A 21,045-nucleotide genomic window follows, 5' to 3' on the forward strand; every position below is an offset into this window, starting at 1 on the left:
GAGTGCAAGGTGCCTGTTCTTGAGTTATCCCATTGAATCTAAAATATAAAAATGGTTCTGGTCCAGGTGTTTGTCAGGTGACAATCGTGGAGACAGAAGCATTTTTTATTTTATTTATAATAAATTGAATGAGATTCAAGGACAGTTCTGCTTAGACTACGGTTCGAATCCGAACTTTTGTGTGTTATACTATTGCCGTCGGTAATTTTGTGTTTAGCACTTAACTAATGATAAGGATGGTATGCTTATATGATCAGTACAAGCGGCGTAACGCTTCGTTATGGCAAACGCCCACTTTTTGAAGACGTAAATATCAAATTTACTCCCGGAAACTGTTACGGCCTGATTGGGGCGAATGGCGCGGGTAAATCCACCTTTTTGAAAATTCTTTCCGGTGAAATCGAAGCCAATTCAGGTGAGGTTCACATGACACCGGGCGAACGGATGGCTGTCCTCAAGCAGAACCATTATGAATACGATGAATTCCCGGTTCTGGAAACCGTTATTATGGGTCATACGCGTCTGTATGAAATCATGAAGGAAAAGGATGCGCTGTACGCCAAGGCGGAGTTTTCCGAAGCAGACGGTCTGCGTGCGGGTGAATTGGAAGGCGAGTTTGCAGAACTGAACGGTTGGGATGCCGAGCCGGATGCAGCTGCATTGCTGATCGGTCTGGGTATTCCGCGTGACCTGCATGACAAAAAAATGGCTGAGATGAGCGGCAACGACAAAGTGCGCGTTCTCTTGGCACAAGCGTTGTTTGGTCGTCCGAACAATTTGCTGCTTGATGAGCCTACCAACCATTTGGATCTCGAATCCATTCAGTGGCTGGAAAACTTCTTGATGGACTATGAAGGCACCGTTATCGTTGTATCCCATGACCGTCACTTCCTGAACAAGGTATGTACGCATATTGCGGATATCGATTTTGGTAAAATTCAGATGTATGTCGGCAACTACGACTTCTGGTACGAGTCCAGCCAGCTGGCACTTACTCTGGCTCGCGATGCGAACAAGAAGAAGGAAGAGAAGATCAAAGAATTGCAAGCCTTTATTCAGCGCTTTTCCGCGAATGCTTCCAAGTCCAAACAGGCAACTTCGCGTAAAAAGCAACTGGATAAAATTACGTTGGACGATATCCGTCCATCCAACCGTAAATATCCGTTCATTAATTTCAAGCCTGAGCGTGAAGCGGGCAAACAATTGCTGACTGTAGATAGTATCAGCAAAACTGTTGAAGGCGAGCAAGTGCTGAACGAGTTCAGTCTGGTCGTGAACAAAGGTGATAAAATTGCGTTTGTAGGTCCGAACGGTCTACCTAAAACGACGCTCTTCCAGATCTTGATGAACGAACTGGAAGCGGATAACGGTGAATTTTCCTGGGGGATTACAACGAGTCAGGCGTATTTCCCGAAAGATAACTCCGCTTATTTTGAAGGTGTGGATCTGAATCTGGTAGACTGGCTGCGTCAATATTCCAAGGATCAGGATGAAACGTTCTTGCGCGGCTTCCTGGGACGTATGCTTTTCTCAGGCGAAGAAGCGCTTAAGAAAGCAAGTGTGCTGTCCGGGGGAGAAAAGGTTCGCTGTATGCTGGCGAAAATGATGCTGAACGGTGCTAACGTGTTGCTTCTGGAAGAACCAACCAACCACTTGGATCTGGAATCCATTACAGCGCTGAACAATGGTCTGATCGACTTTGACGGGACGATATTGTTCACTTCTCATGACCATCAATTCATTCAAACCATCGCGAATCGCATCGTGGAAATTACACCAAACGGCGTAATTGACCGTACGATGAGCTATGATGAATACTTGGAAAGTGAAGAAATCGCTAAATTGCGTGAACGTATGTATCCGGTAGAAATCGGCTAACATCCAAACCGCTAATTTTAGCAAGTAAATAAACGAAAGAGGAGCTCCATCACGCCATTTGATATGGCAGGTGGACTCCTCTTTTTTCGTTTTGTGCCGTAACCCTTAGCATACTTGGTTCCGAGCGTGAGGTGAGATAAAACTCGCCTATCCTGCATCCGGAACCCTATATAGCCTATGGGTGGCTTATGATCCGCCTGTGCGACGGCGTTGGTTGTTCGGCTTCTTCGTATTTTGGCTTTTCAGTGTTTTGGTGGAACCGCCTTGAAAGCCGCCCTGCTGTGAAGCGCCGGACTGCTGTTTTTTTTGTGCCAGCTTTTCCCGAATGGCATCTGCGAGATTAACTTTACGTGGTTCCTTAGCATCGCTCATGAATAAATTCCTCCTGTTGCCGCCAGGTTCATGTCAATCATGCTGGATTGAAGAAAAACGCGGCTGTGTCCTCATTTTATACGTTTTTAAAAGAAGGGACAAGGGCAACAATGATAACACATCGCAGGGGTGAGGCAAGGGGGAGAATAACTATATTTTGCATGTAGGAAAAATTGTTTTGTGTAACCTACAGGAATGGGGTCTGGCAATACTTTTTCGTGGTTCCTACAGCGATGTGGAGCGGAAAGACTGTTTCTCTAGACCCACACAAAGTTCGTCTGCTATCCTGAAAATAACAGTCAACCACAGGCAAATTGTTATTTTTAAGGCGGCTATGCTGCTATTTTTATTTTTGGGCAGGTCTTTATGCTGCGAACTATATATTTAAAGGAGTGCCTCCATTGTGGTAAATGTCTATGATGAAATACGAAAAGGTGAGCGAGGGGCGTGGGTAAGCATTGCTGCTTATCTTTTACTGTCTGCTTTTAAGCTGATTAGCGGATATCTATTTGCCTCTAGCGCGTTGCTGGCCGATGGCTTCAATAATGTCACCGATATTGTGGTGTCGGTAGCTGTATTGATTGGTCTGAGGATTTCCCAGAAACCACCAGATTCCGATCATGCCTATGGACATTTTCGGGCGGAGACGATTGCGGCGCTGCTGGCGTCCTTTATTATGGCTGTCGTTGGTTTACAGGTGCTGATTGACGGAATCGGGAGTATTTTTAAGGGAGGAAAGCAAACACCGGATATTACTTCTGCGGGTGTGGCTGTGATTTGTGCAGTGATTATGTTGGGAGTGTATCTGTACAATAACAGGCTGGCTCGGCAAATCAATAACAAGGCGCTGCTGGCTGCGGCCAAGGATAATCTATCGGATGCACTCGTCAGTGTTGGAGCGGCAGTGGGCATTATTGGCGCACAGTTCGGGCTGCCGTGGTTGGATACTGTTGCGGCGATCGTGGTAGGATTCATTATTTGCAAAACGGCATGGGAGATTTTTAGGGATTCTACACATAGCTTGACTGATGGATTTGATGAGCAAGAACTGTCTGACTTACGGAGTACGATTGCTCTTGTACCTGGAGTAGAGGGAATTCGAGACGTTAAGGCACGGGTACACGGTAACCACGCGCTGGTGGATGTCGTTATTGAGGTGAATCCGCAGCTCAGTCTAATTGAAGGACATCGGATCAGTGACCGGATTGAGGAACGTCTACAAGAGGTTCACAATACGATGCATGTTCATGTCCATGTAGAACCTAAATTATAGTTTAATTATAAAATAATTAGTATAAAAAGTGACTTTAGACCTATATCGAAAAAGGTGTACACGCTATCTTTTGTGACGTTTGGATTATATCTCTATTCCTGCTGCTTTTACTATAATGAAGGCATGTCCGGCTATATTCGTCGGAATTATGCTCTTTAAATTCGTAAAAACAGCCAGGAGGTGCAACATTGAGAAGACGCGTGATGGGAATGCTCATGACGTCAGCCGCGCTGTTGGCAGCAATTCATGTGGCGCCGGGTCAGGTTGACGCAGCGGCATCGACAGCATCCACAGGACAGAAGGCGGTTATCCAGGCGGCTGTAAAGCTTAGATCTGGTCCTTCCACTACGGGCGATGTAGTCAGCTTTATGAAGCAGGGAGAGGCCGTAACGGTATTGGAGAAAACGAACAACTATTGGTATAAGGTCAAGACTTCTGATGGAGTAACCGGCTACACAAGCAGCTCTGACAAGTACATAAAAGTTGGCGCTACCAGCGTCGCTGCTGCTGCCACGTCGTCTGTCAGCCGTAAAACGGAAACCTCGGAGTCAGCTAAAACTGTTTCAGCTACAGTTAAAAATGTTTCAACTAAAGAGGCTTCGGCTTCAGTGAATAGTTCTGCCGGTCAAACGAAAGCTACGATTCAAACGTCCGTTCGTTTGCGGGCGGAGGCATCCACTTCTTCAGAAGTTCTGGGCTATATGAACACAGGGGATGTCGTTACGATTACCGATGCAAGCAACGCGTATTGGTTCAAGGTCACCACTGCTGACGGTACAGTAGGCTATGTCAGCTCATCTCCACAATATATTCGTATTGGTGAGGGTGTTGTTGTCCAGCAGGCTGTAGCTTCTGCGGCTGCACCCGCTTCAGATACTACTGCTCTACCTGCGGTAGCGTCTCCTGCATCGACGGTTAGCTTGCTTTCCGGTGATGCGGCGGCCTCAATCGAACAGGTTATTGACACAGGTATGACCTATCTGGGAACACCTTATGAATATGGTTCTGATCGCAACAGTACGGCTACTTTTGATTGCTCGGCATTTACTCGCCAAATCTTCCGTCAGGCTGTAGGGATCCAGCTTCCGGCAGATTCTCGTTCACAGGGTGAGTGGATCAAGCAAAACAGTCAGCCGAAAACGGATATGACGACACTGAAGCGTGGCGATCTACTCTTTTTTACAAATTATAATGCATCTTCCGGGGCGTACACGTCCTTGGACAATTCCTCCCAAACGATTACTCATGTAGCAGTTTACTTGGGAGACAACAAGCTTCTCCATACGTTTTCTGTAGCGGCTGGCGGTGTGAAAGTTACGGATTTCAGCAAGCCTTGGCAGGACCGTTTCCTGTTTGGGGGCAGCGTGATCCAATAAAACGCCGTTCACTCTTAAAATTTACATCAAAAAAAAGGATGTTCCACAGCTCTGTTGACCAGGGTGGGAACATCCTTTTTTCATAAGCATATGATACATATCACTTCTGGGTGTAGCTATCATCCAATGTTTATGAAGCTCGCTTTCTTCCGGTAAAGAGTGAAATAACGAATAGTACCAAAAATAGCACAAATAACATTTTAGCGATTGTAGCAGCTATGGAGACGACGATACCAAAAAAACCTAAAATCCCGGCGATCATAGCAAAAAATAAGAATAAAGCCGACCATTTCAGCATGTTCTGTATCCTCCTTTGATTGTATATAATGTGGCATACTCGCGCCCCGATCGAGCGTGGTAGTAGATGACAGTGACTTCTACAGATTAAGCGTGGCTGTGCCATCATTATATGTTGTTTTAAACGGTGCGAGGCCCCGTGAATCATAACGTTTGGAGCCTAAGAAGATACCAGTCTGGACTTTGTTTCGTGTCCGAATGTAGAGGGTAACTATGCAGTATCATAAACATCATCGTGAAAGACGAAAGAGAGGTTACGCTATGTTAACACAGGTCAGCATTTTTATTATTGCGATCGCATTTGCCGTTCTCGTTATTTACCTTATTAAGACATTGAAAGCAGCCCAAGGCTCTCTGGATAAGGTAACTCAAACCTTGCAGGAAGTACAAAAGACAGTAGATGAACTGAGTTATGAAGTTAAACAAACGGTTCGACATGCAAATGACATCACCGCAGACGTTGATCATAAATTGAAGCAAGTAGAACCGGTGATGGAGTCGGTTAAAAACCTGGGGGAGGTACTCAGTGAAGTGACACTGGCCGCTAAGCAGGCGTCTACGGCGTTAATGACACGGCTTCAGAAGGCACGTAGCACGGCCAGCAGTACTTCCAGAACGGAGAAGGCAATCAAGTCAACGACATCGAACAGACCCTTGACTGCAACAGAACGGACGGTTCAGAGCTACAATGCCACTTATGGGGAACCTGCGGGCAAGCCGGCTAAGAACTGGCTGGGATATGTAGACATCGCTGCTGGGGTGTGGCAGAAAATGCGTCAGTAGTGTAGTGCTGAACCGTAAACTACAGGAAATTCATTGAAAGGGTGAGAATTATGATGAAGACATTATTACTAGCTGCTGGTTTGCTCACTCCCTTTTCCGGACAGGATACGGTTCAGCAAACCGTCTCCCCGCAGACAGCGGGGCATATGGTAAGGACTGTTCAGACGATAACCGCTCCACATGCTGTACCAACCGATTTTCGTACCTTGAATGGCATATCTCTGGATGATACTCGTGCGGATGTATTGAAAAAACTAGGGAAGCCGCTTCGAATCAAGAAGGATATGCTGCTGCTTTCTACAGAATACCAATATCCGGATGTCACCGTAGGTATGCGTGATGACGTCGTCTCTTATGTGCATGTAGACCCTGCTGCCGGTCGAATCAAGGTGAATGATAAGTGGCTGCCGCTGCAACGGAAAATGCTGGATCAGGCGCTGGGCGGCTCGCAATTTACCGCAGAAGACGGAGAGGTGTATGTGCGCGGGCAGCGTGCGATCAAAGTGTTTACAGATAAGACGTCTGATAAGCCAAAGTATGTTGAGTTTTTTGATGAAACAGAGTGGTGATCGATTTTTTCGAGCCGTGACATCATATGGAAGTTTCAAATGGATGTATGGAGTGTAATAGTCAGAGAAGTCAATCCTTAAAGGAGCGTGAGAAACATGAATCAGACCAATCATAAATCTTATGCCAAGGTGGTAGAGAACGGTGTACAAGCCGTTGAAGCTGTGAATGAGTTGCGTAACACGGGCTATCGTTATGAGGATGTGTTCGTGCTCGCTCATGACCAGGATCGGACGGATCGTATTGCAGATACGGTGGCAGCCAAGGAAATCGGAATTAAGGAAGAAGGCGTTTTCGATTCCTTAGCGAATTTGTTCCGTTCCCGTGGTGATGAGCTACGCGCTAAAATCACTTCCTTGGGCTTTACAGATACGGAAGCAGATTTTTATGAAAAAGAATTGGATCAGGGTAAGGTGCTGGTTATTGCGAAAAAATCGTGATATTGCCAGTTCATCATAGGATCAGACAAGTTAGATTTGAAAAAGAGGATGTGGCCGCAGCACAGTGTTCCGCGGGTCCTCCAAAAACATAGATAAGGAATGGGGCCTCAGCCCCATTCCTTATCTATGTTTTTGGAATGCCTGCTTACGGAAACGCTATTCCTAATCAACATGGGTGTTGCCCCCTAAGCAGGTATAGTATAATACATGGGTTACAGATAAGGAGAGAGCAATGAGAATTCTAATTGTTGACGATAATCCAACGAATGTCATTATTATTCGTGAAATACTAAAAAAAGAAAATTATCGCGATGTAATCTCTGCCAGCTCGGCCGCAGAAATGCTGGAGCATTTGGGAATTGGCGACCGTACCATTAGTCTTCGGCCCCGTCCGTCGGATATTGATTTGGTGCTGCTGGATATGATGATGCCTGAAATGGACGGCATTGAAGCATGCAGTATCGTACAGGAATATGAGCATTTAAAAGATATTCCGATTATTATGGTTACCGCTGTAGGAGATTCCAAAAAATTGGCCGAAGCCTTGGATGTGGGAGCCGTCGATTATGTCACGAAGCCGATCAACAAGGTAGAGTTAATGGCTCGAATTCGGTCTGCCTTGCGTCTCAAGCAGGAAAAGGACTGGCATAAGGATCGGGACCAGCGGATTCAGGATGAATTGAAGCTGGCTGCGATGGTTCAGCAGGCGGTGCTTAGTCCTGCCATTCAGGACCCGATGCTGCATGCGAATGCATTGTATCAGCCTTCCTTTGAACTGGCGGGGGATTTATATTCATGGTATCCGCTAGGTGAAGGGAGATATGCCATCATTTTGCTCGATATGATGGGCCATGGCATTTCTTCTTCTCTGTTTTGCATGTTCATTGCGTCTGTACTCAAGGATACAGTCATCACGTATGTGGAGCCTGAGAAGGTCATACAAGAGCTGAATCGTCGTTTTAATCAACTGGATCTGGGCAAGCAGCTGGTACAGTATTATTTTACGGCGATTTATATGGTGATTGATACTCGTTCACGGCGAATTGACTATGTAAATGCAGGGCACCCTCCCGGCTTGCTGTTCAACCAGGACGGCAGCATAACCAAATTAGACCGTGCGTGTAGCCCGGTCGGATTGTTTGATAAAATTGATGCAGAGATGCACACGATTTATTACGAAGGAACTGGACATATCGCTTTGTATACAGATGGCTTGCTGGAGGCAGTAGAAGGAGAATATGAGGAACAATTGGAGTATCTGACTACCTGTCTGCGCAAGTATGAGGAATGGAATGAAGAAGCGATGCTGGATGCGTTTTTTCGTAACGAAGGGCCGCAGGATCGCGATGATGATAAGTGCCTGATCTGGATTTCATTGAAAGAGGGAGAGAGCTTGCATGAAAATCAGAAATAAACTGCTGATTGGCTTTGGATCGCTTATGGCGATCCTCCTTGTGCTGACGCTAATCAGCTATGACCGGATGGGGAGCCTGAATGAACAGCTCAATCAGGTGTATCAAGAACGATATGTGAAGGTCCGGAAAACAACGGCTATACGCGGACAGGTGAACGATATGGCTAAAGTCATGGCTAACCTGATCTTGAATCCAGGCTCCTCTGTCAGTGAGGCCAAACGCGAGCTTGATGATATTTCCGCTACTGGAACAAAAGTGCTGGCTAGCCTGCAAACGGATTCTGGCACAAGTGAAGAGCAACAGCAGATTGACCGGGTGGCTGTCGCCTGGAAAGATTTCCTAAACTACGAAGACAGACTCATTTCCTTATTGGGGCAAGATCGTATTGAGGAAGCTAATGCTTTTCGTAACAGCACGGGTCTACCTGCTCAAGAGGAGGCAATGGACAGCATTAACACCCTTGCCGTTTTTCAGGATCGAGAGATTGATAACGATATGAAGCAAGCCAACCTGGCTTATGAGGAATCTGTACAGGTTACCACAATCATGATGGCTGCTGGTCTGATCATGGGCTTACTGGTTATTTTGTGGGTGCTCCCAAGCATTGCCAAGGGTCTAAATACGGTTAACCTCATGATGAGCGGCTTTGGCAAGGGGAAGTACAGGGCCATCAGCCGGATGAGTGTGGCCTCCAAAGATGAAATCGGAGAGGTCGCTCGTGTATTTCAACAATTGGCTGGAGACTTGGATGAAAAAAGGAAATTCGAGCATTCTGTCCTTCAAACGCAGAAGGATCAAACATGGCTTAATGCCAATACTGCACGGGTGACTGAGCTGTTTCGCGGTGTGAATTCACTGGAGCAGGTTGCTCAGATGTTTATTAGTGAATTTACGCCCATTTTGGGAGGAAGCTATGGAGCCATCTATTTGCAAGGGAAAGATGTAGAAGACCACCGATTCAAGTTATATGGCTCCTATGCAAAGGTGACTGGCGAAGGCTCAATCAGAGACTTTATCCAAGTGGGCGAAGGTTTGCTAGGGCAATGTGTTCTGGATCGTAAGCCGATCTTGATTGCAGAGGCGCCTGAAGGATACTTGTCCATTGGCTCCGCCTTAGGAGAAAGTAAGCCAGTGGGGATTATGATTTTCCCCATTTTGTTCGAGGATGAATGCATTGGTGCTGTAGAAATAGCGTCACTGGATCGCTTCACTGAGCTGGAAACGAAGCTGTTTGCACAGTTAGTGGAGAGCTTGGGGATCATTTTGAACAATATCAAGGGACGGATGCGGGTTGAGCAATTGCTGCGCGAATCGCAGGCACTTACCGAAGAATTGCAATGCCAGTCCGAAGAACTGCAAACTCAGCAAGAAGAACTCAAGCGTTCCAACGAGAATTTGGAGGAGCAAACCGAGGAACTCAAGCGTTCCGAAGAGTTATTACAGCGTCAGCAGGAAGAATTGGAGCATTTTAATACTGAATTGATTGCCAAAACGAGAGCGCTGGAAGAACAGGTTCGAGAAGTGGAAGAAAAAAACGACGAGATCGAACGTGCACGGGCCCAGTTGGAGCAGCAGGCGATGCAGCTAGGGATCACAAGCAAATACAAATCCGAGTTTTTGGCCAATATGTCGCATGAATTGCGTACTCCGCTAAATAGCTTGCTTATTCTTTCTCAGCTGCTGTCTGAGAACAAGGAAGGCAATCTCAAGCCCAAACAAGTGGAATATGCACAAACCATTTATATGTCAGGCGCGGATTTGTTAAAAATGATTGATGAGATTCTGGATTTATCCAAAGTGGATGCTGGAAAAATGGATATTAACCATGAAACGGTTCATCTAAAGGAACTAGAGCTGTTTGTTGAACAGAACTTTGCGCCGGTCGCAGCCAAACGTGACCTTCATCTGCATACCGAAATCGAAGAGGATTTGCCAGAAGCTATTATTAGTGACAGTTATCGTCTCAAACAAATTTTACGTAATTTGCTGTCCAATGCGTTCAAGTTCACCACCGAAGGTTCTATTCGTTTCAAGGTATCTCGGGCAAACGGAGAGCAGCTTCCAGATATGCTAGATTCACGAAAATCCTATCTGGCTCTATCAGTACGTGATACAGGCATCGGGATTGCATCAGATAAAACAGATCTGATCTTCGAAGCCTTCCAGCAGGTAGATGGTACGACTAGCCGGAAATACGGGGGAACAGGGCTGGGGCTGTCAATCAGCCGTGAGCTTTCCAAATTGTTGGGCGGTGCCATTACAGTCGAATCCGAGCAGGGACAGGGCAGTTGCTTCACCCTGTATTTGCCGGAACAAACGCCTACCGAAGAGATTACGGATTCTCATTCGAGAGAGGCGCGTAGCAGTGCAGAGGTGAACCCAAATTTTGAGGATGTCGCTGCTTCAGCAGAAGCAGATCTGCAAATGATTATGCCAGCTGAACGCTTACCCGTGTATCAAATGCCTTTGAAGAGCAGAGCGGAGGACATTAAGCATCCGGGTGACGACCGAAATGAGATTACCCCGCAGGATAAAGTGCTGCTGATTATTGAGGATGATATTAATTTTGCTAATATTTTGTACGACATGGCCCGCAGCCGGGGTTTTAAAGCGCTGATCGCTCTCAAAGGAGACGATGGGCTGAACATGGCTCATTCTTATTTGCCGGACGCTATTATATTGGATATTCAGTTACCAGTGATGGATGGCTGGTCCATTTTGGGCGAGCTGAAAGGAAACTCATCGACACGTCATATTCCGGTACATGTAATTTCGGTCATTGATGATGTGAAGCAGGGCTTAATGATGGGCGCGATTGCCTATCTCAAAAAGCCTTCTTCGAAGGAGAGCCTGGACAAGGCATTTTCACATATAAAGTCGTATACAGATCAAATAGTAAAACGCCTGCTTGTGGTGGAGGATGATGATAATCAGCGTAAGTCCATTATTGAGCTCATCGACCATGACGATGTTGCCATTACAGCGGTATCGACAGGCAAAGAAGCACTGAACGAGCTGGCCACTCAGCGGTATGACTGCATGGTACTAGATTTGATGCTGAGTGACATGACAGGCTTTGAATTGCTCGACCGCATTCGGGAAAACGAGCAACTCACCGATCTGCCGATCATTATTTATACAGGCAAAGATCTGGATAGTAAAGAAGAAACACAACTCCGAAAATATGCAGAATCCATTATTATTAAGGATGTCAAATCACCTGAGCGGCTCTTGGATGAGACTACGTTGTTCCTGCATCGGGTAGAGGCGAATCTTCCAGAGGATAAACGTAAAATTTTGCAAAAGCTTTATAACAAGGAAGAGCTGTTTGAAGGCAAAAAAATATTGTTGGTAGACGATGATATTCGTAATGTATTTGCTTTGTCTAGTGTGCTGGAAAGCTATCGTATGGAGGTTACCTTTGCGGAAAATGGAAGGGAAGCTCTGGAAATGCTTGAACAGACGCCTGATTTTGATCTGGTGCTGATGGATATGATGATGCCGGAAATGGATGGATATGAAGCAATGCGACGGATTCGAGTAATGCCGCAATTCGAAAAGTTGCCTATTATTGCCCTGACAGCCAAGGCGATGAAGGATGATCGCTCCAAGTGTATTGAGGCAGGCGCCTCCGATTATGTAAAAAAACCGATTCAAACCGAACAGCTTTTATCATTAATGCGGGTGTGGTTGTATTCGTAATCCAAAAAAATGGGTAATATAAATTGACACTTGATTCAGAGCGGTACAGGCAAAACCTATTTAGGAATTGGAGAGAGATTATGACATCGAAGGATATGGCGGATAATGCTGCTAATGAAGTGAAATCGAATGACAATGAGCGGGAAATGATTGAGATTGAGCTGTTGCTGGAAGGTATTCATCGGCTGTACGGCTACGATTTTCGCAACTACGCTTTGCCATCGATCAAGCGGCGTATTTATTATCATGCGCAGTCCGAGAACGTAAGCACGATATCAGGGCTTCAGGAGAAGGTGCTGCATGATCGCAGCGCCTTCGATAGACTGGTACAGAGTCTTTCCATTCCGGTGACCGAGATGTTTCGCGACCCGGAGCTATTTCTAATTTTCAGGCAAAAAATCATTCCTATTTTACGGACGTATCCGTATATCCGAATATGGCATGCAGGTTGCTCCACGGGTGAGGAAGTATACTCTATGGCAATCATGCTCCATGAGGAAGGCTTATATGATAAGGCCCGTATTTATGCGACGGATATGAATAACCTGTCTTTACAACAAGCGAAGGAAGGCGTATATGGGATTGACCGAATGAAGCTGTATACCAAAAATTATTTGGACTCAGGGGGCACACAATCGTTCTCTGAATATTATACAGCCAAGTATGATTCGGTGATGTTTCATCCCTTTTTACGAAAAAATATCATTTTTGCTGAGCACAATTTAGCGACAGATCGGTCTTTTAACGAGTTCAATGTTATTTTTTGCCGGAATGTTATGATTTATTTTAACGATGAACTTCGCAACCACGTACATGGGTTGTTTTACGATAGCTTGAGTCATTTTGGTGTGTTGGTGCTTGGGGCCAAGGAATCCATACATTTTACCGATTATAGTGATTCCTACGAGCCGCTAGACCGGGTAGAGAAAATATACCGGAAGATTAAATAGAGATGCTTAGGAGGATTCCATGGGGCTTCATGAACCGATTCATATATTGCTGGTAGATGATAGACCTGAGAACCTGCTCGCTCTTGAGGCAGTGCTGGAGAGTGAACAATATAATCTGGTAAAGGCCACATCTGGGGAAGAAGCGTTGCGATGTCTGTTAAAAGATGAATTTGCACTCGTGGTCCTTGATGTGCAAATGCCGGGTATGGATGGAATAGAGACTGCAAAGTTAATCAAGGCCAGAGAGAAGACGAAGGATATTCCGATTATCTTCATTTCAGCTAACAGCAAGGAAGCGGAGCATTTGTTTGCGGGATATTCAGCGGGCGGTATTGATTATATGGTGAAGCCTTTCATCCCTCAAATTCTCAAGTCCAAAATTGAAGGCTTCGTACAAATGTATCTGACAAACAAGCGTTTGAAAACACAGTCCATGCTGCTGCATCAGAAGACGCAGGAACTAGAAAAGATGAACAGCGAACTAATTGCCGCCAAGGAGGCGGCAGAGATTGCTGCCAATGCCAAAACTGAATTTTTGGCAATGATGAGCCATGAAATTCGTACGCCTATGAACGGTGTCATCGGCATGATTGATCTGCTGATGGAGACAGAGCTGCAAAACGATCAACAGGAATATGCTGATATCATCCGTCGCAGTGCAGACGCGCTGGTGGCGGTCATCAATGATATTCTGGACTTTACCAAGCTGGAGTCAGGCAAGATGGAGGTTGAGGAATATCCGTTTGATTTGGTTTCCTGTATCAAGGAAGTTTTCAGCCTGTTCACCGTAGAGGTGAATCGCAAAAATTTGGAGCTGGTTTATTTTCTAGATGAAATGATGCCTCCCGTGTTATATGGGGATATGGGCAGATTGCGGCAAGTGCTGATTAACCTGGTTTCCAATGCTGTCAAATTTACAGACCAGGGGGGCGTATATGTCTTCGCATCGGTCAAAGAACGTAGCGACAATGGGCTCACAGTTGAGTTTTCTGTAAAAGACACAGGCATTGGTATTGATCCCGCTAAGGTGGGAAGACTATTCCATCCCTTTTCCCAACTGGATTCTTCAATGACACGGAAATATGGGGGGACGGGTCTGGGACTCGCTATTTGCAAAACCTTAGTGAATATGATGGGCGGAGATATCCGTGTGGATACGAGTGGAGAACAGGGCGTGACGTTTCATTTTACAATGAAACTTGGCATTGCCAAGGAAAATGAACTGGAGGGGGAGTCCAGCCACGATTGGGAAATTCCACATCAGGAGTCTCCCACCCGTAAACCCGTACTAGTCGTGGATGACCATCCCATCAATCAGAAGCTGATGGTGAATATACTGGATAAGCTTGGTTTGGCTTCAGACGTGGCCGCAGATGGGCAACAGGCGCTTGATATGGTCATTGCGAATCAGGATTACGACTATATCTTTATGGACTTGCAGATGCCTGTAATGGACGGTCTGGAGTGTACGAGTAGAGTACGTGAACAATTGGCAGGAAGATCTCAACCTGCCATTATCGCTATGACAGCTAACGTCATGGAGGGAATTCAGCCCCGATGTATTGAAGCTGGAATGAACGATTATATTAGCAAACCTGTTAAAATCAGCAGTGTAAAACAGGCGTTGCTCCGACATTCTCCGGACCATTTTCCATTGCGGCCAGGTAAAGACCGAATCAATGAAGCCTAGCTGGTTGTATTTGACAGGTGTATAAAAAGTGATAACGTGATTCAAACACTCGTATATTGGGTTAGTATGTAGGGAAATCTTTTTTTGGGAGAGTAGGCCAATGAATACTAATAAAAATGAGAAGTTCAATGCGATCACAGAAACAGCAGATGGTGTAAATACCGTTTATCTGAGTGGAGAATTGGATCTTTCGGTAGCACCTGATTTCCGTCTGGTCATGGAGCCTTTAGTGGGGGAATCCAGCCAGGATTTGATTGTTAACTTGAGAGACCTTAAATACATTGACAGCACAGGCATTGGTATTTTGTTATCTATTTTAAAAGCAAGGCATGGGATGGAGTCCCGGTTTACAGTTCAAGAGGTGCCGCCTCAGATTCAAAAGCTGTTTGATATGACCGGTATTGCCAAATTCTTTGCCCCCCAGGAGAATTCCCAATAGGAAAGGAAAGAAAAAGAAATGAATGCTCAAATACAAAAAGTAGTTCTTAATTTGCCGGCCACAGCTGACTTTGTTGATATTGTAAGATTAAATTTATATGGTATTGCCGCGAAAATGGGATTCTCTTATGAGGATATTGAAGACATGAAGGTGGCTGTATCGGAAGCTTGTAATAACTCTGTCCTTTATGCATATGGTCATGAGGGGGGAGTCGTGGAAGTAACATTCGAATTTGACGAAGCTTCGTTGTCCATTCGAGTCAAAGATGAAGGGGAGAGCTTTGAACGTGTGGAGGACCCGTCCCGTATCGCATCCTTGCATGACAAGGAATTGAATGATGCGCAGATCGGCGGATTAGGCTTTTATCTCATGCAGGCGCTTATGGACGATGTTCAAATCTTGAATGAGACAGGAAAAGGCACCGAAGTGGTGCTGGTAAAGCGTCTAACCAGAAGTGAGGAAACAGTATGAATGAAAAGGTAACTCCCCCAGAGTCGATGGATGAAGCCGTTGGTCTAATCTGGGAGTACCAGCAAACCAAAGATAACGAAATTGCTACCGTGCTGATCCGCAAGTATGAGCCTATGGTCAAAATGGCTGCCGGGAAAATATCCCGTAACCGCCCGGACTTATACGAGGATTTATATCAGACCGGTCAGATGGCTTTGATACGTCTGCTCCAGCAATACGATATCAGCTTGGGTATCCCATTTGAACCGTACGCTATGAAAAGTATGCTGGGACATATGAAAAATTATTTGCGCGATAAATCCTGGTACATACAGGTTCCTCGCCGTATTAAGGAAAAGGGAGCGCTTGTTCAACATGCCATTGATGAGCTGACCGTCAAATTAGAACGCTCACCCAATGTAGACGAGATTGCGGAGTATCTGGATCTTACGGTTGAGGAAACGATCGAGGTGCTTGCTGGTCGCGAGTGCTACCACTATGTTTCACTGGACTCGCCATTATCCCAGGAAGAGAGTGCAGCAACGTTAGGCGAGCTCATTAGCTCGGATGCTAACGATTTTGACACGGTGGAAAAACGGATGGATCTGCAACAGGCTTTAAGTCAACTAAAAGAACAAGAACAGAAAGTGCTCCTTCTGGCGTTTCAGGATGGTCAATCTCAGCGTGCGATTGCGCAGACGTTGGGCGTATCGCAGATGAGTGTTTCCCGTATTCAGAAGCGAGCAACAGAAAAGTTGAAGCAGATTATGTCTAATTCCTCTATTTCATGAGAATATCGGTGAATTCATCGCTTATAATATTTGTCGCTCCATCGTAAGGACACGTTATTCCAATTAGGGAAGCGTGTCCTTTTTATAAAGCGGAAAAAGCAAAGAAAGGATGGAATCTATGACAGCATTTGAACAGATTTCTACCTTTCGTGGAGGTTGGGAATGGTGGGATATCTGTGCTGCGGACTGGCAGGATTCGGTCATACAGCACTTGAAGCAGAAGATTCCAGAGGCCGCAGAGTGGTTGGATAAGGTAGAAGACATTCGATCCAGCTTTATTTCTGTGCGTTTTCCAGATGGCCATCAGCCGTTGATGTGCGGATCGTTGATCTACTCCGTTCAGGAGGAGATCGACAGTCAACGCAACTGCAATAAGTTTTATTTCCTCGTCCTAAACCAGAAGTTAGTGACCTTAAATCTGGACCAGAATACCCGTGAAATTATGCATACCGCAGAACGCCAAACCATGCTGGAACAGTGTGAGGACGCAGCTGACGGCATGTTCGTATTGGCGAGAGCTGTGCTTCATTATTTTCATACAGGTATGGACAAGTTTGAGATCAATCTAAGAAGACTGGAGGAGGACATGGAGAAAAGGAATGCACGTACGCTAATGGATTCCATATTGAATGCGCGTTTCGAATTGTTGTATTGGAGCAATATGTTCATTCCTTTTTCAGAGCTGGTCACGGCTTCCCGGGAAGCATACCTGGATAAGCTGGAGGAGAATCGCTTTTTTAAGCAGTTACTGTACCGGGTCACTCGGATGGAGGGACTTTTCCGCCATTACGAAAAGGAAATCGACACACTGATCTCTATAGATGACGCTATTTCTGCGTTTAGGGGCAATGAGATTTCAAAGACGCTCACCATTGTGACCGCTGTATTTACCCCTGCCACTGTAGTGGGGGCTATTTGGGGGATGAACTTTGAAAATCTACCCTGGATTAAAACAGGCTGGGGCTTCGCCTGCGTGATCATTGCTACGGTGCTAAGTATGGCTGGGATGTACGGCTGGCTAATGATGAAGGGATGGACAGGAGATTTATTACAAACAAACAAGCGCAACAAATTGTAGCGGCTGCTTACAGCATTTAATGATGTATATGTAAAAAACGATCCATCACCATCGGAGGCGTGTTAAGCCTAATACCGATTACGATGGATCGTTTTTATAGGAGATAAAAGACAATTACTTAGCACCCTGGCTCATTTTGATATATCCTAACAATTCGGCGATGAAGTCTCCGATGACTGGAAGATTTAACTGCACCAGGAAGCTGAGCAACCAAGCGAGTAAGGCGAGTATGACCACTGTACCCAGCGTAAGGCCAAGCCCCCGTGAAATCCCAGCCGTCAGATTGCTGATAATTCTTCTTTTGGTGCTGGAGTAGTTTTCTATAATATCTTTAAATTCTGCTTTTTCCAATGTGTCTGCAATTTGATCTAGACGTTTGTTAAGCCGCTTGACCTCATGGCGCAGTTCAAAAGGATGTTCATTTACATCAAAATCTCTATCATGATCATGCTTTTTAACCGGAGTAGCAGAGGCCTGCTTGGATGAAACTTCGTCTGGTTGATCTTGTTTTTCCAGGGGATGAAAGGTTCTTTTGTTGTTCCGTGCAAGATCATCTCCATAAGAGTTTGATTTGTTCATGGTCATCCCAGCCTTTCTATCATTTAAAAACAGCCAGCTTCTTGCCTGCTGGCTGTTCAGTGTTTGGAGCTTATTATGGATTGTAATCAGAATGTGTTCCTGTTAGGAATTTGTGTTTAATTGTTTCTGAGTGTCCTTGGCTGCCTGAGCAGTTGCATCCATAACTTCTTTATCTGCTTTGGCTGCTTCATTAGCAACATCTGCAGAGGCTTTAGTTACGCTGGCTACGATGTTGTCTTTGCTCTCGGATACCGTTTTGGCTACATCTGCTGTTTTAGTTGAAACAGTTTTGGCTAGATCTGTCGCTTTACTGCTGACTACGGATGCGACATCCTTGGTTTTATCGGACACAACCGTCATTTTTTCAGACAGATCGCTACGCAAATCGCGGCCCGGCTTTGGTGCGAACAGCAGGGCTGCCGCAGCACCAATCAAACCTCCGATGAATAAACCTTTTGCAAAACCTGAAGTGCTTGCCATATTTTGATTGTCGATGTTACTCATGATAGATCACTCCTTTTATAGAATAAAAAATATATATAAATGTTAGGTAGCCCTTCTTAACAGCCTGGACACAAGTCCGAGCAAGAACACGAACAATGCGGTTCCCAGTATGGCTGGAATGACTGCGAAATCTCCGATGACTGGACCCCAGTCTCCCAGGATCGTAGCACCGAGCCAAGCTCCTACAAAACCAGCAATCATAGAGCCTGCAATGCCGCCAGGCATTTCATGACCAGCCAGGGCATCGCCAATCAATCCGATAATAATAGCCATTACAATACTTAGGACAATTCCCCACATATGGATCGCCTCCTTTATCCTGAGTTCACACAACGATAAGGTTTTTGATGAATGCTGAGCTTCAATATTTTTTAGCCTTGCTTACTTCGTATATAAACGTCGTGACCCGGAGTGAAACAAAAAATGCCTTCTTACGAGCGCTTATAGGCGGGGGAGACGGTGGAAAGGAACGCTACAGACGCGCTCGCCAATAGACCACGGGAACGGTAAATAGCAGCCAGATCATACCTGCAATATAGCCGCCTGCAATGTCGGTAGGAAAATGAACTCCCAAATATACACGACTGAGGCCAATCAAGAGAATGAGCAATACACCAAGAACACACGGAAGGAAGAATGTACGCTGATGAACCTTTCGTTCTATAGCCCAAATGGCAAATATCATTCCGTAAAATCCCATGGAAATCATCGCATGACCGCTGGGAAAACTGTACCCCCCTGCTTCCACCAAATGTTGAAGAGACGGGCGTTCCCGTTGTAAAAATTGTTTTATGATCGTATTCAGCACCCACATCGCCGTAAAGCTGCTTAGGATGGCAAAGGAATACGCCTTTGAGCGGAAATAGACCTTGCACAAGATTGCGGTACTGAGGGCTATCAGTAATGATATGTGGAATGAGCCCAACGATGTAATGAATATAGCGACGGGTAGCAGTTGGTAATGAGCAGCCGCTGTGTCTGGAAAAACAAGTTCCTGAATGCGCTCATCCCAATATAGAAAAGGATCTGTGCCAATCCATCTGACTGAATAGGCAATGAGCAGCAAGACAACGATCATGATTATAGATGCGGACAGACTGCGGCGCAAATAGCTTGGTAAGAATCGGAATGGTTGAGGTTTATGGGATAGCATATGTAGTAAATCGCCTCCTTATGGCTGTGATACATTCATTTTGTGTACTATTAACTTAACGAATAACGAACTGGAGAGCAAAACCAGGCAGAGACAATAGGCTGATTGACGCATATAAGTGCGGGGTAAAGGGATCGTATTACAGCGTTTGTAAATGCAGGGCCGGAAGTGGAATCACGAAGTAAGGGCTGCTTTACGGAACTGAAATCCATGGAGGTGTTAAGGATGATTAAAATCGTGACGTCAGCAGAGAGACATACCTCAAATAAAGGATGGATTCATAGTGAGTTTAGCTTTTCGTTTGCCGATTATGAAGATCCCAGCAATGCCCATTTTGGATGTATGCTAGCCCATAATGATAACGAGCTTAAACCGCAGCAAGGGTTCAAAAGACATCCGCATCATGATTTGGAAATTGTCACTTATGTAATTGAAGGTCTTCTCCATCATAGTGACAGCTTGGGACATGAACAGGATCTGAAAAGCGGCTCGGTCCAGGTTATGAGTGCAGGTACCGGGATTGAACACGAGGAGCGAAATCCTGGGAATGAAAACCCGGTCCGCTTTTTGCAAATGTGGTTTCTACCCGAGCGTCCTGACCTTCAGCCTTCTTATCAGGTTCAAAGATTCAAGCACAGTGAACGCCTAAATCGACTTCAGCCGGTTGTGTCTGGTTCAAAGGTGGAGGGAGCGCTATTCATTGCACAGGATATAAATCTGTATCTAAGCAGATTGGAAAAGGGACAGCAGCTTGAATATCCGCAGCAAGAAGAGCGCCGCACTCACATTTATATCATTAGTGGTCATGTAGAAGTTACGTGTCAGGATGGCGAATTTCAGTTAAAACCTGGCGATGCCGCGCGAATTCAGAAAAGCTGTACCTTAAAGATACTAGCTACAGGGAATGAGGATATAGCTGAACTGGTATTAGTAGATTTGCCTTGAAGCATCCAAGCGTAAGGGAAGAGGTGTATGAAAAAACTATATATATTGAAAAAATAAAGCTCGTACCCCTTGTACGTCTGTTAAGACGACTGGAGGTACGAGCTTTATTTGTGGTGACAGACTTAATATAGCCAAGCTGTCAGTCCCACAAGCTAAGTTAGGAGGGCTTGCGTAATCTGCCCAGTTCGGAGACAATGGCTTCAACCTCAGAAATGCTGAGGTTAGGCTTGTTGATCACCATATCGTAGACATCATGGATGTCCTCGTATTGCTCTAGCGAGAAAGCGGAAGCCTGCATAGCAGCACCACTCGCCATACGGAGCTTGGTTTTAATGCCCTCAATCATATACTCAATGTTGGCAT

The 21,045-nt window shown here is 45.5% G+C and carries 22 protein-coding genes; 15 read left to right on the plus strand and 7 right to left on the minus strand.

Features of this window, described 5'->3' with window-relative positions; all coding sequences use genetic code 11:
- Window positions 1–249: 249 nt before the first annotated feature.
- On the plus strand, window positions 250–1,878 hold the full coding sequence (locus AC5V8P_RS10655) for an ABC-F family ATP-binding cassette domain-containing protein (RefSeq protein ID WP_063212843.1): 1,629 nt from the start codon (window positions 250–252) through the stop codon (window positions 1,876–1,878).
- Window positions 1,879–2,064: 186 nt separating this feature from the next.
- On the opposite strand, the gene AC5V8P_RS10660 is transcribed toward AC5V8P_RS10655, so the two are convergent.
- A complete protein-coding gene (locus tag AC5V8P_RS10660; RefSeq protein ID WP_064797213.1) occupies window positions 2,065–2,250 on the minus strand; it encodes a hypothetical protein in 186 nt (61 codons plus the stop codon).
- Window positions 2,251–2,653: 403 nt separating this feature from the next.
- Between AC5V8P_RS10660 and AC5V8P_RS10665 the strand changes: the two genes are divergently transcribed.
- On the plus strand, window positions 2,654–3,523 hold the full coding sequence (locus AC5V8P_RS10665; RefSeq protein ID WP_063212841.1) for a cation diffusion facilitator family transporter: 870 nt from the start codon (window positions 2,654–2,656) through the stop codon (window positions 3,521–3,523).
- Between the two features lie 188 nt (window positions 3,524–3,711).
- A complete protein-coding gene (locus AC5V8P_RS10670) occupies window positions 3,712–4,899 on the plus strand; it encodes a C40 family peptidase (protein ID WP_063212840.1) in 1,188 nt (395 codons plus the stop codon).
- A gap of 130 nt (window positions 4,900–5,029) precedes the next feature.
- On the opposite strand, the gene AC5V8P_RS10675 is transcribed toward AC5V8P_RS10670, so the two are convergent.
- Entirely contained in the window at window positions 5,030–5,197 is a 168-nt protein-coding gene (locus tag AC5V8P_RS10675; RefSeq protein WP_081276833.1) for a DUF1328 family protein, read from the minus strand.
- Window positions 5,198–5,457: 260 nt separating this feature from the next.
- Here AC5V8P_RS10675 and AC5V8P_RS10680 point away from each other — a divergent pair, with 260 nt between their 5' ends.
- The 11 genes from AC5V8P_RS10680 to AC5V8P_RS10730 all read left to right on the plus strand — a co-directional run bounded on the left by AC5V8P_RS10680 (window position 5,458) and on the right by AC5V8P_RS10730 (window position 17,501).
- Window positions 5,458–5,979 carry a DUF948 domain-containing protein gene (locus AC5V8P_RS10680; protein ID WP_063212839.1) on the plus strand — a complete coding sequence of 174 codons (522 nt, stop codon included), beginning with the start codon at window positions 5,458–5,460 and terminating at the stop codon, window positions 5,977–5,979.
- 50 nt (window positions 5,980–6,029) lie between these two features.
- The gene (locus tag AC5V8P_RS10685) at window positions 6,030–6,548 is read left to right on the plus strand and encodes a hypothetical protein (protein ID WP_064797212.1); all 519 of its coding nucleotides are present in this window, start codon (window positions 6,030–6,032) and stop codon (window positions 6,546–6,548) included.
- 96 nt (window positions 6,549–6,644) lie between these two features.
- Complete coding sequence (locus tag AC5V8P_RS10690) at window positions 6,645–6,986, plus strand: YflT domain-containing protein (RefSeq protein WP_063212837.1); 342 nt, start codon at window positions 6,645–6,647, stop codon at window positions 6,984–6,986.
- Between the two features lie 232 nt (window positions 6,987–7,218).
- Window positions 7,219–8,400 (plus strand): PP2C family protein-serine/threonine phosphatase, encoded by a 1,182-nt coding sequence (locus tag AC5V8P_RS10695; RefSeq protein WP_064797211.1) that lies wholly within the window; start codon window positions 7,219–7,221, stop codon window positions 8,398–8,400.
- The gene (locus AC5V8P_RS10700; protein WP_064797210.1) at window positions 8,384–12,103 is read left to right on the plus strand and encodes a response regulator; all 3,720 of its coding nucleotides are present in this window, start codon (window positions 8,384–8,386) and stop codon (window positions 12,101–12,103) included. Before AC5V8P_RS10695 ends, AC5V8P_RS10700 begins: the two co-directional genes overlap by 17 nt.
- An 80-nt stretch (window positions 12,104–12,183) precedes the next feature.
- On the plus strand, window positions 12,184–13,053 hold the full coding sequence (locus tag AC5V8P_RS10705; RefSeq protein ID WP_064797209.1) for a CheR family methyltransferase: 870 nt from the start codon (window positions 12,184–12,186) through the stop codon (window positions 13,051–13,053).
- Between the two features lie 19 nt (window positions 13,054–13,072).
- Window positions 13,073–14,743, plus strand: coding sequence for a response regulator (locus AC5V8P_RS10710; protein ID WP_063212833.1), 1,671 nt, complete (start codon window positions 13,073–13,075; stop codon window positions 14,741–14,743).
- A 100-nt stretch (window positions 14,744–14,843) separates the two neighbouring features.
- Window positions 14,844–15,182: an STAS domain-containing protein gene (locus tag AC5V8P_RS10715; RefSeq protein WP_013373043.1), complete on the plus strand. Its 339-nt coding sequence runs from the start codon at window positions 14,844–14,846 to the stop codon at window positions 15,180–15,182.
- A gap of 18 nt (window positions 15,183–15,200) precedes the next feature.
- Entirely contained in the window at window positions 15,201–15,653 is a 453-nt protein-coding gene (rsbW, locus tag AC5V8P_RS10720) for an anti-sigma B factor RsbW (RefSeq protein ID WP_063212832.1), read from the plus strand.
- On the plus strand, window positions 15,650–16,423 hold the full coding sequence (locus AC5V8P_RS10725; RefSeq protein ID WP_063212831.1) for a sigma-70 family RNA polymerase sigma factor: 774 nt from the start codon (window positions 15,650–15,652) through the stop codon (window positions 16,421–16,423). Before rsbW ends, AC5V8P_RS10725 begins: the two co-directional genes overlap by 4 nt.
- A 118-nt stretch (window positions 16,424–16,541) precedes the next feature.
- Complete coding sequence (locus AC5V8P_RS10730) at window positions 16,542–17,501, plus strand: magnesium transporter CorA family protein (protein ID WP_064797208.1); 960 nt, start codon at window positions 16,542–16,544, stop codon at window positions 17,499–17,501.
- A 114-nt stretch (window positions 17,502–17,615) separates the two neighbouring features.
- Here AC5V8P_RS10730 and AC5V8P_RS10735 read toward each other — a convergent pair whose 3' ends face one another.
- The 4 genes from AC5V8P_RS10735 to AC5V8P_RS10750 all read right to left on the minus strand — a co-directional run bounded on the left by AC5V8P_RS10735 (window position 17,616) and on the right by AC5V8P_RS10750 (window position 19,737).
- A complete protein-coding gene (locus AC5V8P_RS10735; RefSeq protein WP_064797207.1) occupies window positions 17,616–18,086 on the minus strand; it encodes a DUF5665 domain-containing protein in 471 nt (156 codons plus the stop codon).
- Between the two features lie 96 nt (window positions 18,087–18,182).
- The gene (locus AC5V8P_RS10740) at window positions 18,183–18,584 is read right to left on the minus strand and encodes a YtxH domain-containing protein (protein ID WP_063212828.1); all 402 of its coding nucleotides are present in this window, start codon (window positions 18,582–18,584) and stop codon (window positions 18,183–18,185) included.
- A gap of 42 nt (window positions 18,585–18,626) precedes the next feature.
- Window positions 18,627–18,884, minus strand: coding sequence for a GlsB/YeaQ/YmgE family stress response membrane protein (locus tag AC5V8P_RS10745; protein ID WP_063212827.1), 258 nt, complete (start codon window positions 18,882–18,884; stop codon window positions 18,627–18,629).
- A 172-nt stretch (window positions 18,885–19,056) separates the two neighbouring features.
- A complete protein-coding gene (locus tag AC5V8P_RS10750; protein WP_064797206.1) occupies window positions 19,057–19,737 on the minus strand; it encodes a phosphatase PAP2 family protein in 681 nt (226 codons plus the stop codon).
- A 225-nt stretch (window positions 19,738–19,962) separates the two neighbouring features.
- Here AC5V8P_RS10750 and AC5V8P_RS10755 point away from each other — a divergent pair, with 225 nt between their 5' ends.
- The gene (locus AC5V8P_RS10755; protein WP_064797205.1) at window positions 19,963–20,682 is read left to right on the plus strand and encodes a pirin family protein; all 720 of its coding nucleotides are present in this window, start codon (window positions 19,963–19,965) and stop codon (window positions 20,680–20,682) included.
- Between the two features lie 157 nt (window positions 20,683–20,839).
- Here AC5V8P_RS10755 and AC5V8P_RS10760 read toward each other — a convergent pair.
- A partial coding sequence (locus AC5V8P_RS10760) for a DUF1128 domain-containing protein (protein WP_495473630.1) occupies window positions 20,840–21,045 on the minus strand: 206 nt, incomplete at its 5' end.

It is taken from the genome of Paenibacillus sp. N119s (assembly GCF_059447605.1).

What these genes read in the sequence shown, in the direction of transcription:
- AC5V8P_RS10740 (WP_063212828.1), bottom strand. Translation starts at nt 18,584, where the DNA reads ATGAGTAACATCGACAATCAAAATATGGCAAGCACTTCAGGTTTTGCA.
- AC5V8P_RS10705 (WP_064797209.1), top strand. Translation starts at nt 12,184, where the DNA reads ATGACATCGAAGGATATGGCGGATAATGCTGCTAATGAAGTGAAATCG.
- AC5V8P_RS10730 (WP_064797208.1), top strand. Translation starts at nt 16,542, where the DNA reads ATGACAGCATTTGAACAGATTTCTACCTTTCGTGGAGGTTGGGAATGG.
- AC5V8P_RS10710 (WP_063212833.1), top strand. Translation starts at nt 13,073, where the DNA reads ATGGGGCTTCATGAACCGATTCATATATTGCTGGTAGATGATAGACCT.
- AC5V8P_RS10755 (WP_064797205.1), top strand. Translation starts at nt 19,963, where the DNA reads ATGATTAAAATCGTGACGTCAGCAGAGAGACATACCTCAAATAAAGGA.
- AC5V8P_RS10725 (WP_063212831.1), top strand. Translation starts at nt 15,650, where the DNA reads ATGAATGAAAAGGTAACTCCCCCAGAGTCGATGGATGAAGCCGTTGGT.
- AC5V8P_RS10700 (WP_064797210.1), top strand. Translation starts at nt 8,384, where the DNA reads ATGAAAATCAGAAATAAACTGCTGATTGGCTTTGGATCGCTTATGGCG.
- rsbW (WP_063212832.1), top strand. Translation starts at nt 15,201, where the DNA reads ATGAATGCTCAAATACAAAAAGTAGTTCTTAATTTGCCGGCCACAGCT.
- AC5V8P_RS10655 (WP_063212843.1), top strand. Translation starts at nt 250, where the DNA reads ATGATCAGTACAAGCGGCGTAACGCTTCGTTATGGCAAACGCCCACTT.
- AC5V8P_RS10745 (WP_063212827.1), bottom strand. Translation starts at nt 18,884, where the DNA reads ATGTGGGGAATTGTCCTAAGTATTGTAATGGCTATTATTATCGGATTG.
- AC5V8P_RS10690 (WP_063212837.1), top strand. Translation starts at nt 6,645, where the DNA reads ATGAATCAGACCAATCATAAATCTTATGCCAAGGTGGTAGAGAACGGT.
- AC5V8P_RS10685 (WP_064797212.1), top strand. Translation starts at nt 6,030, where the DNA reads ATGATGAAGACATTATTACTAGCTGCTGGTTTGCTCACTCCCTTTTCC.
- AC5V8P_RS10750 (WP_064797206.1), bottom strand. Translation starts at nt 19,737, where the DNA reads ATGCTATCCCATAAACCTCAACCATTCCGATTCTTACCAAGCTATTTG.
- AC5V8P_RS10695 (WP_064797211.1), top strand. Translation starts at nt 7,219, where the DNA reads ATGAGAATTCTAATTGTTGACGATAATCCAACGAATGTCATTATTATT.
- AC5V8P_RS10660 (WP_064797213.1), bottom strand. Translation starts at nt 2,250, where the DNA reads ATGAGCGATGCTAAGGAACCACGTAAAGTTAATCTCGCAGATGCCATT.
- AC5V8P_RS10675 (WP_081276833.1), bottom strand. Translation starts at nt 5,197, where the DNA reads ATGCTGAAATGGTCGGCTTTATTCTTATTTTTTGCTATGATCGCCGGG.
- AC5V8P_RS10735 (WP_064797207.1), bottom strand. Translation starts at nt 18,086, where the DNA reads ATGACCATGAACAAATCAAACTCTTATGGAGATGATCTTGCACGGAAC.
- AC5V8P_RS10680 (WP_063212839.1), top strand. Translation starts at nt 5,458, where the DNA reads ATGTTAACACAGGTCAGCATTTTTATTATTGCGATCGCATTTGCCGTT.
- AC5V8P_RS10715 (WP_013373043.1), top strand. Translation starts at nt 14,844, where the DNA reads ATGAATACTAATAAAAATGAGAAGTTCAATGCGATCACAGAAACAGCA.